The organism is Stutzerimonas kunmingensis, assembly GCF_021432085.1.
GTDB lineage: Bacteria > Pseudomonadota > Gammaproteobacteria > Pseudomonadales > Pseudomonadaceae > Stutzerimonas.
The window spans coordinates 1,807,121-1,822,292 of record NZ_CP090366.1; the positions used below are offsets into that span (position 1 = coordinate 1,807,121).

12 protein-coding genes are annotated in these 15,172 nt (G+C 60.0%); all 12 read left to right on the forward strand.

The genetic code is table 11. The features are described 5' to 3' along the window. Positions 1 to 102: 102 nt before the first annotated feature. The 12 genes from uppS to dnaE all read left to right on the forward strand — a co-directional run bounded on the left by uppS (position 103) and on the right by dnaE (position 15,072). On the forward strand, positions 103 to 864 hold the full coding sequence (gene uppS, locus LW136_RS08620) for a polyprenyl diphosphate synthase (RefSeq protein WP_014819906.1): 762 nt from the start codon (positions 103 to 105) through the stop codon (positions 862 to 864). Further along, positions 858 to 1,673 carry a phosphatidate cytidylyltransferase gene (locus tag LW136_RS08625; RefSeq protein ID WP_014819907.1) on the forward strand — a complete coding sequence of 272 codons (816 nt, stop codon included), beginning with the start codon at positions 858 to 860 and terminating at the stop codon, positions 1,671 to 1,673. The genes uppS and LW136_RS08625 overlap by 7 nt, the downstream gene beginning before the upstream one ends. After that, entirely contained in the window at positions 1,670 to 2,860 is a 1,191-nt protein-coding gene (gene ispC / locus LW136_RS08630; RefSeq protein WP_234175243.1) for a 1-deoxy-D-xylulose-5-phosphate reductoisomerase, read from the forward strand. Before LW136_RS08625 ends, ispC begins: the two co-directional genes overlap by 4 nt. Before the next feature lie 59 nt (positions 2,861 to 2,919). Further along, complete coding sequence (rseP, locus tag LW136_RS08635) at positions 2,920 to 4,272, forward strand: RIP metalloprotease RseP (protein ID WP_234174978.1); 1,353 nt, start codon at positions 2,920 to 2,922, stop codon at positions 4,270 to 4,272. A gap of 69 nt (positions 4,273 to 4,341) precedes the next feature. After that, positions 4,342 to 6,693, forward strand: a complete 2,352-nt coding sequence (bamA, locus tag LW136_RS08640) for an outer membrane protein assembly factor BamA (RefSeq protein ID WP_003299362.1) — start codon at positions 4,342 to 4,344, stop codon at positions 6,691 to 6,693. A gap of 48 nt (positions 6,694 to 6,741) precedes the next feature. Further along, positions 6,742 to 7,245 (forward strand): OmpH/Skp family outer membrane protein, encoded by a 504-nt coding sequence (locus LW136_RS08645; RefSeq protein ID WP_003295019.1) that lies wholly within the window; start codon positions 6,742 to 6,744, stop codon positions 7,243 to 7,245. Between the two features lies 1 nt (position 7,246). Next, the gene (gene lpxD, locus LW136_RS08650; RefSeq protein WP_234174979.1) at positions 7,247 to 8,305 is read left to right on the forward strand and encodes a UDP-3-O-(3-hydroxymyristoyl)glucosamine N-acyltransferase; all 1,059 of its coding nucleotides are present in this window, start codon (positions 7,247 to 7,249) and stop codon (positions 8,303 to 8,305) included. Between the two features lie 103 nt (positions 8,306 to 8,408). After that, positions 8,409 to 8,849: a 3-hydroxyacyl-ACP dehydratase FabZ gene (gene fabZ, locus LW136_RS08655; RefSeq protein WP_003299359.1), complete on the forward strand. Its 441-nt coding sequence runs from the start codon at positions 8,409 to 8,411 to the stop codon at positions 8,847 to 8,849. Continuing rightward, positions 8,846 to 9,622 carry an acyl-ACP--UDP-N-acetylglucosamine O-acyltransferase gene (gene lpxA / locus LW136_RS08660; RefSeq protein ID WP_003299358.1) on the forward strand — a complete coding sequence of 259 codons (777 nt, stop codon included), beginning with the start codon at positions 8,846 to 8,848 and terminating at the stop codon, positions 9,620 to 9,622. The genes fabZ and lpxA overlap by 4 nt, the downstream gene beginning before the upstream one ends. A gap of 1 nt (position 9,623) precedes the next feature. Continuing rightward, positions 9,624 to 10,757: a lipid-A-disaccharide synthase gene (gene lpxB / locus LW136_RS08665; RefSeq protein ID WP_234175244.1), complete on the forward strand. Its 1,134-nt coding sequence runs from the start codon at positions 9,624 to 9,626 to the stop codon at positions 10,755 to 10,757. Next, positions 10,757 to 11,395, forward strand: coding sequence for a ribonuclease HII (gene rnhB, locus LW136_RS08670; protein ID WP_125878143.1), 639 nt, complete (start codon positions 10,757 to 10,759; stop codon positions 11,393 to 11,395). The genes lpxB and rnhB overlap by 1 nt, the downstream gene beginning before the upstream one ends. A gap of 155 nt (positions 11,396 to 11,550) precedes the next feature. Then, positions 11,551 to 15,072: a DNA polymerase III subunit alpha gene (gene dnaE / locus LW136_RS08675; RefSeq protein WP_234174980.1), complete on the forward strand. Its 3,522-nt coding sequence runs from the start codon at positions 11,551 to 11,553 to the stop codon at positions 15,070 to 15,072. The last annotated feature ends 100 nt before the right edge of the window (positions 15,073 to 15,172 follow it).

Here is a 15,172-nt window from a genome sequence, read left to right on the forward strand (position 1 = left end):
CGGGGGACCGGTTCGTGATGCGACAGTGCAGATGCCCCAGAGCTGTTGCTTGCAGCTTTTTCTTTTGGTTCGCAGCGTGTTTTAGCGCAAGTAGAGTTGTTCATGGAAAAGGTCAGGCAGATCGCCGGGCGGAATGTACCCCGTCACGTGGCGATCATCATGGATGGCAACAATCGCTGGGCGAAGAGGCGTTTGCTGCCCGGTGTGGCCGGGCATAAAGCCGGTGTCGACGCGGTTCGCGCCGTGATTGAGGTCTGCGCCGATTCCGGCGTCGAGGTGCTGACACTGTTTGCGTTCTCCAGCGAGAACTGGCAGCGCCCGGCAGATGAAGTCGGTGCGCTGATGGAACTGTTCCTGTCGGCGTTGCGGCGTGAGGCGCGCAAGCTCGATGAGAACGGCATTCGCCTGCGCATCATCGGGGATCGTGCCCGTTTCCATCCCGAATTGCAGGCCGCGATGCTGGAGGTGGAAGAGATGACTTCCGCCAATCATCGTTTCGTCCTCCAGGTTGCCGCCAATTACGGTGGGCAGTGGGACATTCTTCAGGCGGCTCAGCACTTGGCTGCCGAGGCGCAGTCCGGGCGTCTGAATCCGGCGGAAATTACGCCTGCTCTGTTTCAGAGCTATCTGGCGACCGGCGACATGCCGTTGCCCGATCTGTGCATTCGCACCGGCGGTGAGCGGCGCATCAGCAATTTCCTGCTTTGGCAGCTCGCCTATGCGGAACTGTATTTTTCCGATCTTTATTGGCCCGACTTCAAGCACGTTGCCATGCGCAAGGCGCTCGCCGATTTCGCCACTCGACAGCGGCGATTTGGCAAAACGGGCGAACAGGTCGAAAGCGAGGTCAAGGCCGAATGCTGAAGCAGCGCATCATCACCGCCGCCATCCTTCTGCCCGTCGCGATCATTGGGTTCTTTCTCCTTCATGGGCTCGCTTTCGCCATCTTCATTGGGCTGGTCGTTGCGCTAGGTGCCTGGGAATGGGCCCGATTGGCTGGATTCGCGGGCCAGCCGGTGAGAATCACTTATGCGGCGCTGGTCGTGGTGCTGCTTGCCGTGCTGTATCAACTTCCGGCACTGGCCCCCTGGCTGTTGGCGCTCGCCGTGCTCTGGTGGCTGGCAGCAACCTATCTGGTGTTGACCTATCCGCAGAGCAGTCGTCTCTGGGGTGGCTCCGCTGGCAGTCTGGTGATCGGTCTGGCGATTCTGCTTCCGTCGTGGCAGGCGCTGGTCGTGCTCAAGCAATGGCCATTGGGTAACTGGTTGATCCTTGCCGTGATGATTCTGGTCTGGGCTGCGGATATCGGGGCGTATTTCTCCGGCAAGACGTTCGGCAAGCGCAAGCTTGCACCGCAGGTCAGTCCTGGCAAGAGCTGGGAGGGGCTGATAGGTGGCCTGTTGACCAGTCTGCTGATCACGCTGGCGGTTGGCATTTACCGCGGCTGGTCGGTGCGAGAGCTGGTGCTAGCGCTGCTGGGTGCGGCGGTGGTGGTGTTGATCTCGGTGATCGGTGACCTCACCGAGAGCATGTTCAAGCGTAGCTCGGGCATCAAGGACAGCAGTCAGCTGCTGCCCGGGCACGGCGGTGTAATGGATCGCATAGACAGTCTTACCGCGGCCATTCCGATCTTTGCGGTGCTTCTTTGGCTTGCTGGCTGGGGCGTGCTGTGACGCGACCTCTACAGATAACCGTGCTGGGGGCGACCGGTTCGATCGGACTTAGCACATTGGATGTCATCGCTCGTCATCCCGATCGCTATAGCGTATTTGCGCTGACCGGCTTCAGCCGGCTCGCCGACCTGCGTTCGCTCTGCCTCAAGCATCGTCCGAGCTACGCAGTGGTCGGTGATGAAGCGCAAGCCGGCGTGCTGCAGGGGCAGTTGCAGTCCGATGGCGTTGCCACTCGAGTGCTGAGCGGCGAGGGCGGTCTGAGCGAGGTGGCGGGCCATCCCGAGGTCGATGTCGTGATGGCTGCAATCGTCGGTGCCGCTGGGCTGAAGCCGACTCTCGCCGCCGTGCAGGCAGGCAAGCGAGTGTTGCTGGCGAACAAGGAAGCGCTGGTAATGTCCGGCGCGTTGTTCATGCAGGCACTGCACGATAGCGATGCGGTGTTGCTGCCGATCGATAGCGAACACAACGCGATTTTTCAATGCTTGCCATCGGATTATGCCCGCGGGCTTGGTGCTGTCGGTGTGCGGCGGATATTGCTCACCGCTTCTGGCGGGCCGTTTCGAGATATTGCGCCGCAGCATCTGGCGGATGTATCCCCGGAGCAGGCCTGTGCTCATCCCAACTGGTCGATGGGGCGCAAGATTTCCGTGGATTCGGCCAGCATGATGAACAAGGGGCTTGAGCTGATCGAGGCCTGTTGGTTGTTCAACGCGCGACCAGATCAGGTCGAGGTGGTGATTCACCCGCAAAGCGTTATCCACTCTATGGTGGACTACGTGGATGGTTCGGTGCTCGCGCAACTCGGCAATCCCGACATGCGTACGCCGATTGCGCATGCGCTGGCATGGCCGGAGCGAATCGATTCCGGTGTGTCGGCGCTGTCTCTGTTGCAGGTTGGGCGACTGGATTTCCAGGCGCCGGACAACCTGCGTTTCCCTTGTCTGCGGCTTGCTCGCCTGGCCGCGGAGACCGGTGGTACGGCGCCGGCGATGCTTAATGCCGCGAACGAAGTGGCGGTTGACGCCTTTCTCAATCGACGCATCCGCTTCACCGAGATCGCGAGTATCATCGACGACGTGTTGAATCGAGAGGCATCGGTTCCGACTGTCTGCCTTGAAGATGTACTGGCAGCTGACAACCAGGCTCGTAAAACTGCCGACCACTGGTTGAGCTGCCGCGGGCGATAGGGTCTGCCGGCCTCGCGGCTTGCAGCGAAACGTCAACAGACCCACTCCCGGAGGAAAATATGGGCGCGCTCTACATGATCATCGGCACCCTCGTTGCGCTCGGGGTGCTGGTGACCTTTCACGAATTCGGTCATTTCTGGGTTGCCCGTCGCTGTGGCGTGAAGGTGCTGCGATTCTCCGTTGGCTTCGGTAGTCCGCTGCTTCGCTGGCATGACCGGCAGGGCACCGAGTTCGTCATCGCTGCGATACCGCTTGGCGGTTACGTCAAGATGCTCGACGAACGTGAGGGCGACGTGCCTCCCGCTTTGCTCGACAGTGCATTCAATCGCAAGAGCGTCCGCCAGCGCTTCGCTATCGTATCCGCCGGGCCGTTGGCCAATTTCCTGTTAGCTATGGTGTTCTTCTGGCTGCTGGCGATGCTTGGCAGCGAACAGGTGCGGCCTGTTGTCGGTGCTGTCGCGCCAGGCAGTCTCGCTGCTCAGGCGGGGATGGCGGTCGATCAGGAGATCGTTGCGGTCAATGGCAAGCCAGTCAGTGGCTGGTCCGACGTCAATCTACAGTTGGTGCGGCGCCTGGGCGAGAGCGGTCAGCTCGATATGACGGTGCGAGAGCTTGGCGGTTCTGGCGAGCAGCACTTGCAGATCCCGCTGCAAAATTGGCTGAAAGGCGTGGAGGAGCCGGACCCGATCACCTCGCTCGGAATCAGACCCTGGCGCCCTCAGATTGTCCCAGTGGTCGCTCAGTTGGACCCTGAAGGCCCGGCGCAGGCCGCAGGTATTCGTCTTGGCGACCGCCTGTTGAGTATCGATCAGCAGCCACTGGACGATTGGCAGCAGGTGATCGACGCAGTCAAGGTACTGCCCGGTGAGCCGGTATCCCTGCAGGTGGAGCGCGCCGGTGAGCGACTCGATGTGTCGTTGATGCTGGCCGCGCGTGGCGAAGGCGATGCGCGCCGCGGTTATCTGGGGGCGGGTGTCGAAGGTGGTGAATGGCCAGCGGAAATGCTGCGCGAAGTCAGCTTCGGTCCTCTTGAAGCGGTGGTCGAAGGCGTAAGGCGCACCTGGACCATGAGCCTGCTGACCCTCGATTCGCTGAAGAAAATGCTCTTCGGGGAGCTCTCGGTAAAAAACTTGAGCGGCCCGATAACCATTGCTAAAGTGGCGGGCGCTTCTGCCCAGTCGGGGCTAGGGGATTTCCTCAATTTCCTCGCCTATCTGAGCATTAGTCTGGGGGTTCTCAATCTATTGCCTATCCCGGTGCTCGATGGCGGCCATCTGCTCTTCTATCTCGTCGAGTGGGTCCGCGGACGTCCTCTGTCGGAGCGGGTACAGGGATGGGGAGTACAGATCGGCATCAGCCTGGTGGTTGGGGTGATGCTGCTTGCACTGGTCAATGACCTTGGCCGTCTGTAATGCCGAATCCGTAGTGTCGCCATGCCGAATCGCCGGTTCATTTATCAGGTTTGAATAAGAAAGGACTTCATGAAACGTCTGCTGCTACCTGCGGTTATCTCCGCATTGATGATCGCCGAAGTTCACGCTGAGTCCTTCACTATTTCCGATATCCGGGTCAATGGCCTGCAGCGGGTTTCCGCCGGCAGCGTATTCGGCGCTCTGCCTTTGAACGTGGGTGAGCCCGCCGATGACAATCGCCTCGTCGATGCCACTCGTGCGCTCTTCCGAACCGGTTTCTTTCAGGATATTCAGCTGGGGCGGGATGGCGATGTGCTGGTCATCAGCGTAGTCGAGCGACCATCTATTTCCGGCATCGAGATCGAAGGCAACAAGGCGATCAAGACCGAAGATCTGCTGTCAGGTTTGCAGCAGTCCGGTCTGGCCGAAGGGGAAATCTTTCAGCAGGCCACGCTCGAGGGTGTACGTAATGAACTGCAGCGCCAGTACGTTGCCCAGGGGCGCTATTCGGCGACCATCGAAACCGAGGTCATTTCGCAGCCGCGTAATCGGGTGGCGTTGAAGATCAAGATCAACGAAGGCTCGGTGGCGGCGATCAAGCACGTCAATATCGTGGGCAATTCTGTCTTCGCGGACGAAGATCTGGTGGATCTGTTCGAGCTGAAGACCACGAACTGGCTGTCGTTCTTCCGCAACGACGACAAGTACGCGCGTGAAAAGCTCTCCGGTGACCTGGAACGCCTGCGCTCGTATTACCTGGATCGCGGTTACATCAACATGGATATCACCTCGACCCAGGTATCCATCACGCCAGACAAGAAGCACGTCTATGTCACCGTGAACATCGACGAAGGCGAGCGCTATACCGTGCGCGACGTTAAGCTGAGCGGTGATCTCAAGGTTCCGCAGGAAGAGATCGAGGCGCTGTTGCTGGCAAAAGAAGGTCAGGTGTTCTCGCGCAAGGTGATGACTACGACCTCCGAGCTGATTACACGGCGCTTGGGTAACGAAGGCTATACCTTTGCCAACGTCAACGGTGTTCCTGAAGCTCACGACGAAGACAATACGGTGTCGATCACGTTCGTCGTCGATCCGGGTAAGCGTGCGTACGTCAATCGCGTCAATTTCCGCGGGAATACCAAGACCGAAGATGAAGTGCTGCGTCGCGAGATGCGCCAGATGGAAGGTGGGTGGGCGTCGACCTATTTGATCGACCAATCCAAGACTCGTCTCGAGCGCCTGGGCTTCTTCAAGGAAGTGAACGTAGAAACGCCACAGGTTCCAGGTACGGATGATCAGATCGACGTCAACTACAGCGTCGAGGAGCAACCGTCCGGTTCGATCATGGCCAGCATCGGTTTTGCGCAAAACGCAGGCCTGATTCTGGGTGGCTCCATCAGCCAGAACAACTTCCTCGGTACCGGTAACCGGGTCTCCCTGGGCTTGACTCGCAGCGAATACCAGACGCGTTACAACTTCGGTTTCGTCGACCCCTACTGGACCGAAGACGGTGTCAGCCTGGGGTATAACGCCTTCTATCGCACCACCGATTACGACGAGCTCGATTACGACGTTTCCAGTTATTCGGTGGATAGCCTTGGTGGCGGCATCAACATCGGCTACCCGATCAGCGAGACGTCTCGACTGTCATTCGGCCTGACTGTGCAGCAGGATGATCTTGATACTGGCCGTTATACCGTGGACGAGATCTTCGACTTCATGGAGGAGGAGGGCGACAGCTTCCTCAACTTCAAGGCATCTGCAGGTTGGTCCGAGTCGACCCTCAATCGCGGCGTGCTCGCAACTCGCGGCCATTCGCAGAGCCTGGTATTCGAAAGTACTATTCCGGGCAGCGACCTGTCTTTCTACAAACTCGACTACAACGGCCAGCTGTTCGTACCGATGAGCAAGGATTACACCCTGCGCATGCATACGCGCCTGGGTTACGGGGACGCCTATGGCTCGACCTCGAGCCTGCCGTTCTACGAGCATTACTATGCCGGTGGCTTCAATTCGGTACGCGGCTTCGAGGATAGCAGCCTCGGCCCTCGTAGCACGCCGAGTGACGGGTCGCGCCCAGGCACCATCGCCGACCCGGATCAGGATCCTCTGCCGTTCGGTGGTAACGTACTCATCCAGGGGGGCTTGGAAGTGCTGTTCCCCATGCCGTTCGTCAAGGATCAGCGCTCGCTGCGTACCTCGGTGTTCTGGGACGTAGGTAATGTGTACAACACCAATTGCCCAACAGAGTCGAGTAATTGCAGCGATATCGACTTCGGCGATATGGCCAGCTCGGTGGGTGTAGGTCTGACCTGGATTACCGCAATGGGCCCGCTGAGCTTTAGTCTGGCTATGCCGGTGGTCAAGCCGGACGAGGCCGATACTCAGGTATTCCAGTTCTCGCTGGGACAAACGTTCTAACATTGCGGCGTGATGCCTCAGTGCTTTCTTTCAGGAGTGGTGTTTACCGTGCGTAAGTTGACTCAACTGTTTCTCGTCGTTGCCGCGCTGGTAGCGACCCCAGCATTTGCCGAAATGAAGATCGCCGTCATGAACTATCAGATGGCGCTGCTTGAGTCGGATGCGGCCAAACGTTACGCGGTCGACGCGGAGAAGAAGTTTGGCCCCCAACTGAGCAAGCTGAAAACACTCGAAAGCGACGCCAAGCGTATTCAGGATCGCCTGGTCAAGGACGGCGACAAGATGCAGCAGGCCGAGCGTGAACGTCTGGAACTCGAATTCAAGCAAAAGGCCCGTGACTTCCAGTTCCAGTCCAAGGAATTGAACGAGGCAAAGGCTGTGGCGGATCGGGACATGCTCAAGCAACTCAAGCCGAAGCTTGATCAGGCTGTCGAAGAAGTCATCAAGAAGGGCAACTACGACCTGGTGTTCGAGCGTGGTGCCGTGGTGGATGTCAAACCGCAGTTCGATATCACCCGCCAGGTCATCGAGCGCATGAATCAGCTGCGCTGATATGGCAGGCGCAGTCTATACACTCGGCCAGCTGGCCGAGGAACTGGGTGGCACCCTGCGCGGCGATGCTGACCAGACTATTAGCGGGCTCGCTACCCTGCAGGAGGCAGGCCCGGCGCATTTGAGCTTCCTTGCCAATGCTCAGTATCGCAAGTACCTGTCGACCACCCAGGCCGCCGCGGTGTTGTTGGCTCCCGCTGATGCTGAAGGCTACGAAGGTGCGGCAATTATCGTTAGCGACCCCTATCTGGCTTATGCGCGCGCGTCGCACCTGTTCGAGACTCGACCGGTAGCGAATAGCGGCATTCACCCGACGGCGGTGCTCGCTGCCGATGCTTATGTAGATTCGTCGGCCAGCATTGGTCCCTATGTGGTGATCGAGTCCGGCGCAGCCATCGAGGCGGATGTGGTGATCGGTGCCCAGTCATTCGTCGGCGCCCGTAGCCGAATCGGCGCTGGCGGGCGACTCGCACCGCGAGTCACGCTTTATCACGACGTGCAGATCGGTAAGCGCGTGGTGATCCAGTCCGGTGCCGTGATCGGTGGTGAGGGGTTCGGCTTCGCCAAGGAAAAAGGTGCCTGGCAGAAGATCGCTCAAATCGGCGGTGTGCGTATCGGGGATGATGTGGAGATTGGCTCGAATACCACCATCGACCGCGGCGCCCTTTCCGATACGCTGATTGGCAACGGCGTGAAGCTAGATAATCAGATCATGATCGCGCACAACGTGCAGATCGGTGACAACACGGCGATGGCTGGCTGTGCCGGCATCTCCGGTAGCACCAAGATCGGACGCAATTGCATGATCGCCGGTGGCGTCGGCATGGTTGGGCACATCGAAGTGTGCGACAACGTGTTCGTGACGGGTATGACGATGGTCACGCGCTCGATCACGGAACCCGGAAGCTACTCCTCGGGCACGGCGATGCAGAATGCTGCCGATTGGAGAAAGAGTGCGGCGCGTATTCGTCAGTTGGATGACATGGCTCGCCGGCTGCAACAGCTGGAGAAAAGCCTGGCTACCGTGACTCAGGGTCAGAATCCGGCTTCTGATGCCTGAGCTTACCGTCTGATCCGGTTTTTTTCGGGGTTAATGCCTGTCAGTGCTCGCGCGGGCTTTCAGCGCAGGCGGCCCTATACTTTTTTACAGGCTCTTTCCTGACATGATGGATATCAACGAGATTCGCGAATATTTGCCTCACCGCTACCCGTTCCTGCTGGTGGACCGTGTGACGGAGATGGACGTCGAGGCCAAGCGCGTTCGTGCCTACAAGAACGTGACCATCAACGAGCCGTTCTTCAATGGGCATTTTCCACAGCATCCGATCATGCCAGGCGTGCTGATCATCGAAGCCATGGCGCAGGCGGCCGGTCTGCTTGGTTTCAAGATGATGGGCGTCAAGCCAGCCGATGGCACGCTTTACTATTTCGTCGGCTCTGACAAGCTGCGCTTCCGTCAGCCGGTGGTTCCGGGCGATCAGTTGGTGCTGGAAGCTTCCTTCATCAGCGCCAAACGCGGTATCTGGAAGTTCGATTGTCGTGCGAGCGTTGAGGGCAAGCCGGTCTGCTCGGCAGAAATCATCTGCGCGGAACAGAAGATATGAGTTTGATCGACCCTCGCGCCATCATCGACCCTGCGGCTCGCTTGGCGGATGACGTCCAGGTCGGCCCATGGTCGATCATTGGTCCGGACGTCGAAATTGGCGAGGGTACGGTGATCGCGTCGCATGTGGTCATCAAAGGGCCGACCCGTATCGGTCGGCACAATCGCATCTATCAGTTCTCCTCGGTTGGCGAAGATACGCCGGATCTGAAGTACAAGGGTGAGCCGACGCGCCTGGTGATTGGCGATCACAACGTGATTCGCGAGGGTGTCACCATCCATCGCGGCACCGTGCAGGATCGCTCCGAAACCACCCTCGGTGATCACAACCTGATCATGGCTTATGCTCACATCGGCCACGACAGCGTGATCGCCAATCATTGCATTCTGGTCAACAACACCGCGCTGGCCGGTCACGTCCATGTGGGCGACTGGGCCATTCTCTCCGGTTACACCCTGGTACATCAGTTCTGCCATATCGGCGCCCATAGTTTTTCCGGCATGGGCACGGCGATCGGCAAGGATGTACCGGCATTTGTCACCGTGTTCGGCAATCCGGCGGAGGCGCGCAGCATGAACTTCGAGGGCATGCGTCGTCGTGGCTTCAGCGCCGAAGCCGTTCACGCCCTGCGCAACGCTTACAAGGTCGTCTACCGCAAGGGGTTGACCGTGGAGGCTGCACTCACCGAGCTGGCCGAAAGTGCAGCGGCATTCCCCGAGGTTGCGATCTTCCGCGACTCGATCCAGGCTTCAACTCGTGGCATCACCCGCTGAGATGAACCGGCCGCTCAGGGTTGCCTTGGTAGCCGGGGAGTCCTCCGGTGACATCCTTGGTGCGGGCCTGATGCAGGCGCTGAAGGCTCAGCACGCGAATGTCGAATTCATCGGGGTCGGCGGCTCGCGTATGCAGGCCGAAGGGTTGCAGTCGTACTTTCCGCTTGAGCGTCTGGCAGTGATGGGCCTGGTCGAAGTGCTCGGTCGTTTGCCGGAGCTGCTGGCCCGCCGCAAACGCCTGGTGGACACGCTGATCCAGCAGCGGCCGGATGTATTCATCGGCATCGACGCGCCGGACTTCAATCTCGGGCTTGAGCTCAAGCTGCGCCGGGCCGGAATCAAGACCGTGCACTACGTCAGTCCGTCGGTCTGGGCCTGGCGTCAGAAGCGGGTACTGAAGATCCGTGACGCCTGCGATCTGATGCTCACGCTGTTTCCATTCGAGGCCAGGTTCTACGACGAGCACCAGGTACCTGTTCGCTTCGTCGGTCATCCCCTGGCTGATGCCATTCCGCTTTGCGCCGATCGTGCCGCGGCACGGCAAGCGCTCGGATTGCCAGCGGATGGCCTTATCGTCGCGCTGATGCCCGGTAGCAGGGGCGGCGAAGTCGCTCGACTGGGGGATCTGTTCCTTTCCGCTGCCGAGCGGTTGCGTGCCATGCGTCCCGGGATTCGTTTTGTCATGCCTTGCGCCAGCCCCGAGCGGCGGCTGCAGCTTGAGCAGATGCTGGTTACGCGTGATTTGCCGCTGACCCTGCTCGATGGCCGGTCCCATGAGGCATTGGCCGCCTGCAACGCCGTGTTGATTGCTTCCGGTACGGCAACGCTTGAGGCGCTGTTGTTCAAACGTCCTATGGTGGTGGCCTACAGCGTAGCGCCAATGACTTACCGCATCCTTCGGCGGCTGGTGAAGAGCCCCTATGTTGCGCTTCCCAACCTGCTGGCCCAGCGTCTGCTGGTTCCCGAGTTGCTGCAGGACGCCGCTACCCCCGAAGCGCTTGCGCAGTCTCTGTCGCCACTGCTGGACGATGGTGACGTGCAGACCGAAGGCTTCGACAGTATTCATCGCACCCTGCGTTGCGATGCGTCGAGTCAGGCCGCCGATGCCGTGTTGCGCCTGGTTGGAGTTCGTTGATGCAGTTCGGACTCGATTTCAATCTGGTCGAAGAGCTGGTTGCCGGCGTCGACGAGGTCGGGCGCGGGCCGCTGTGTGGTCCTGTAGTGACCGCCGCAGTGATCCTCGATCCGGCGCGTCCGATCGAAGGCCTCAACGACTCGAAAAAGCTGAGCGAAGCCCGTCGTGAAGCGTTGTTCGACGAGATCTGCGCAAAGGCGGTGGCGTGGTGCATTGCCCGAGCCGAGGTCGAAGAGATCGATCAGCTGAATATCCTTCACGCCACGATGCTCGCCATGCAGCGTGCGGTTGATGGACTGAGTGTCACGCCGCGGCTGGCACTCATCGATGGCAATCGGTGCCCTCAGCTGAACGTGCCCAGCGCACCGGTGATCCAGGGCGACGGTCAGGTGCCGGCTATCGCTGCGGCATCCATCCTGGCCAAGGTCAGTCGTGACCGCGAAATGCAGGCCCTGGATCTCTGCTATCCGGGTTATGGGCTGGCCGGGCACAAGGGTTATCCGACTCCAAGCCATCTGGAAGCGCTTCGTCGGCTAGGACCTACGCCCATTCATCGGCGCTCTTTCGCCCCCGTGCGTACGCTGCTTGAGCAGGCAGTTGTCGAGACCGACATCCCGGCCAGCGTGCTGCTGGTCTAGCGGGTAACTGTACGCGGGCCAGCCAGGTGCTTCATGAGATCCTGGGCCGCCGAACACCCTTTTATCGTGTCGGCTACCGTTAGCGCGGTCGCCAGCCCGTCCGTGCTTTCCGGTACAATTCCGCGCTTGTCGTTCTGCCAGCTCAAGGTCTGTTCATGCCTGTTTCCTTCGTCCATCTACGTCTGCATACCGAGTACTCGCTGGTCGATGGGCTGGTTCGGGTCAAGCCGCTGATCAAGGCGGTCGCGGCAGGCGGCATGCCGGCAGTGGCGGTGACCGACATGAGCAATATGTGCTCGCTGGTTAAGTTCTATAAAGCCGCGCAGGGCGCCGGCATAAAGCCGATCTGCGGTGCCGATATCTGGATGGCTGGTTGTGACGAGGACGGTCCTCTCAGCCGCTTGACCTTGCTGGCGATGAATCCCAAGGGGTATCGCAATCTCACCGAGCTGATCTCTCGCGGCTGGACCGAAGGCCAGCGCAACGATCTGGTGATCATCGAGCGCGACTGGGTCAAGCAGGCCTCCGAAGGTGTGATCGCCTTGTCTGGCGCCAGGGAGGGAGAGGTCGGCCAGGCGCTGCTCAATGGCGACGAACCACTGGCCGAATCGCGTCTGGCTGAATGGCGCGATGTGTTTGCCGATCGCTTCTACCTGGAAGTTCAGCGCACCAGCCGAGTCAATGACGAAGAGTATCTGCACGCTGCAGTCGCGCTCGCCGAGCGCAGCGGTACGCCGCTGGTCGCGACGAACGACGTGCGTTTCCTCAAGCAGGAAGACTTCGAGGCCCACGAGACCCGCGTATGCATCGGTGAAGGCCGAACTCTGGACGATCCGCGGCGGCCGCGTACCTACTCTGATCAGCAGTATCTGAAGACTCCGGCAGAGATGGCCGAGCTGTTCAGCGACCTCCCCGAGGCGCTGGAAAACACCGTCGAGATCGCCAAGCGCTGCAACATCGAAGTGCAGTTGGGCACCTACTTCCTGCCGAACTTCCCCGTGCCCGAGGGCATGACCATCGACGACTACCTGCGTCAGGTGTCGTTTGAAGGACTGGAAGAACGTCTCGAGGTGCTGCTACCCAAGGACACTCCTGACTACGAGGCGAAGAAGCAGGTCTACATCGATCGCCTTGAGTTCGAGCTGGGCACCATCATCCAGATGGGCTTCCCCGGTTACTTCCTGATCGTTATGGACTTCATCAAGTGGGCGAAGAACAACGGTGTACCGGTCGGCCCTGGTCGTGGCTCGGGTGCCGGCTCACTGGTCGCCTACGTGCTGAAGATCACCGACCTCGATCCGCTGGCCTATGACCTGCTGTTCGAGCGCTTCCTCAACCCCGAACGTATTTCCATGCCCGACTTCGACGTCGACTTTTGCATGGATGGTCGCGACCGGGTCATCGATTACGTGGCCGAGGCATATGGCCGTAATGCGGTCAGCCAGATCATCACCTTCGGCACCATGGCGGCCAAGGCCGTGGTGCGCGACGTGGCGCGGGTGCAGGGCAAGTCCTACGGCCTGGCTGATCGGTTGTCGAAGATGATTCCCTTCGAAGTCGGCATGACGCTGGAAAAGGCCCACGAAATGGAGGAGCCGCTGCGCGACTTCCTCGCCGTTGACGAGGACGCCCGGGAAATCTGGGAGATGGCGCTCAAGCTCGAAGGCATTACTCGCGGTACCGGTAAGCACGCCGGTGGTGTGGTGATCGCGCCAACCAAGCTCACCGACTTCGCGCCGATCGCTTGCGACGAGGAGGGTGGCGGCCTGGTGACCCAGTTCGACAAGGACGACGTCGAGCAGGCCGGTCTGGTGAAGTTCGACTTCCTCGGCCTGCGGACGCTGACCATCATCAAGTGGGCGTTGGAAACCATCAACCGCGAACAGGCCAAGAAGGGCCTGGAGCCGATCAACATCGACTTCATCCCGCTGGATGACAAGCCAACCTACCAGTTGCTGCAGAAGGCCGAGACCACCGCGGTATTCCAGCTCGAATCCCGCGGTATGAAGGAGCTGATCAAAAAGCTCAAGCCCGACTGCCTGGAAGACCTGATCGCACTGGTGGCGCTGTTCCGTCCCGGTCCGTTGCAATCGGGCATGGTGGACGACTTCATCAACCGCAAGCACGGGCGTGCCGAAGTCTCCTATCCACACCCGGACTACCAGTACGCTGGGCTGGAGCCAGTGCTCAAGCCCACCTACGGCATCATCCTGTACCAGGAACAGGTGATGCAGATCGCGCAGGTCATGGCCGGCTATACGCTGGGTGGTGCGGACATGCTGCGCCGCGCCATGGGCAAGAAGAAGCCCGAGGAGATGGCCAAGCAGCGCGGTGGTTTCATCGAAGGCTGTTCCAACAATGGCATCGACAAAGAACTCTCAGGCAACATCTTCGACCTGGTAGAGAAGTTCGCCGGTTACGGTTTCAACAAGTCGCACTCGGCGGCCTACGGTCTGGTTTCCTACCAGACGGCCTGGCTCAAGGCGCACTACCCGTCGCCGTTCATGGCTGCCGTGCTCTCGGCGGATATGCACAATACCGACAAGGTGGTGATCCTCATCGAGGAATGCCGCAGCATGAAGCTGCGCATCGATCCGCCGGATGTGAATGTTTCCGAATTCAAGTTCACCGTGAACGATGACGGTCGTATCGTCTACGGCCTTGGTGCGGTCAAGGGCGTCGGTGAGGGGCCCGTAGAGGCCATCGCCGAATGCCGAGCAGAAGGCGGGCCGTTCAAGGATCTGTTCGATTTCTGCGCGCGTATCGACCTGAAACGGATCAACAAGCGTACCCTTGAGGCGCTGATTCGCTCCGGTGCGCTGGATCGTCTAGGTCCGTATTTCTTCGAAGAGGTCAAGGCCTATCAGGCCAACATCGACCGCAATCGGGCGGTTTTGCTGGCGGCGATGGAAGAAGCGGTGCAGGCCGCGGAGCAGACGGCGCGCAGCGCTGAGAGCGGCCACATGGACCTGTTTGGCGGCTTGTTCGCCGAGCCCGAAGCTGACGTTTACGCCAACCACCGCAAGGCGCGTGAGCTGTCTCTGAAGGAGCGTCTGAAAGGTGAAAAGGACACCCTCGGCCTCTATCTCACTGGTCACCCGATCGATGAATACGAGGGCGAGGTGCGGCGCTTCGCACGCCAGCGCATCGTCGATCTACGTCCGGCGCGTGGCGAGCAGACCATTGCCGGCCTGATCGTCAATCTGCGGGTAATGAAGAACAAGAAGGGCGACAAGATGGGTTTCATCACCCTGGATGACCGCTCGGGGCGCATCGAGGCGTCACTGTTCGCCGAGGCTTTCAATACTGCTCAGGCGTTGTTGCAAACCGATGCGCTGGTCGTGGTGGAGGGCGAGGTAAGCAACGATGATTTTTCCGGTGGCCTGCGGCTGCGCGCCAAGCAGGTTATGAGCCTGGAAGAGGCGCGCACCGGGCTTGCCGAAAGTCTACGGGTCAAGGTCGCTGGTGAGGCGCTCAAGGGTGAGCGCATGCGTTGGCTGGCCGAGGTTTGTGGCCGTCATCGCGGGGCCTGCCCGATTACGCTGGAATACACCGGTCGTGACGCGCGTGCCCTGCTGCAGTTCGGTGAAGCCTGGCGGATCGACCCGGCCGACAACTTGATTCAGGCATTGCGTGACCAGTTCGGGCGCGACAACGTCTTCCTGCAATACCGATAGAGGGCCGAGGCCCGGAACGTCGCCGATGGCGCTTTCCGGGTCAGGCCCGAACGGCCCGGTGATGACCGGGTCATGGTTCAGAACAATTTTTGTTCGACCT

Excerpts from the sequence above, each read along its gene's own strand:
- uppS (WP_014819906.1), top strand. The coding sequence starts at position 103 with ATGGAAAAGGTCAGGCAGATCGCCGGGCGGAATGTACCCCGTCACGTG.
- LW136_RS08625 (WP_014819907.1), top strand. The coding sequence starts at position 858 with ATGCTGAAGCAGCGCATCATCACCGCCGCCATCCTTCTGCCCGTCGCG.
- rseP (WP_234174978.1), top strand. The coding sequence starts at position 2,920 with ATGGGCGCGCTCTACATGATCATCGGCACCCTCGTTGCGCTCGGGGTG.
- bamA (WP_003299362.1), top strand. The coding sequence starts at position 4,342 with ATGAAACGTCTGCTGCTACCTGCGGTTATCTCCGCATTGATGATCGCC.
- lpxD (WP_234174979.1), top strand. The coding sequence starts at position 7,247 with ATGGCAGGCGCAGTCTATACACTCGGCCAGCTGGCCGAGGAACTGGGT.
- fabZ (WP_003299359.1), top strand. The coding sequence starts at position 8,409 with ATGATGGATATCAACGAGATTCGCGAATATTTGCCTCACCGCTACCCG.
- lpxA (WP_003299358.1), top strand. The coding sequence starts at position 8,846 with ATGAGTTTGATCGACCCTCGCGCCATCATCGACCCTGCGGCTCGCTTG.
- lpxB (WP_234175244.1), top strand. The coding sequence starts at position 9,624 with ATGAACCGGCCGCTCAGGGTTGCCTTGGTAGCCGGGGAGTCCTCCGGT.
- rnhB (WP_125878143.1), top strand. The coding sequence starts at position 10,757 with ATGCAGTTCGGACTCGATTTCAATCTGGTCGAAGAGCTGGTTGCCGGC.
- dnaE (WP_234174980.1), top strand. The coding sequence starts at position 11,551 with ATGCCTGTTTCCTTCGTCCATCTACGTCTGCATACCGAGTACTCGCTG.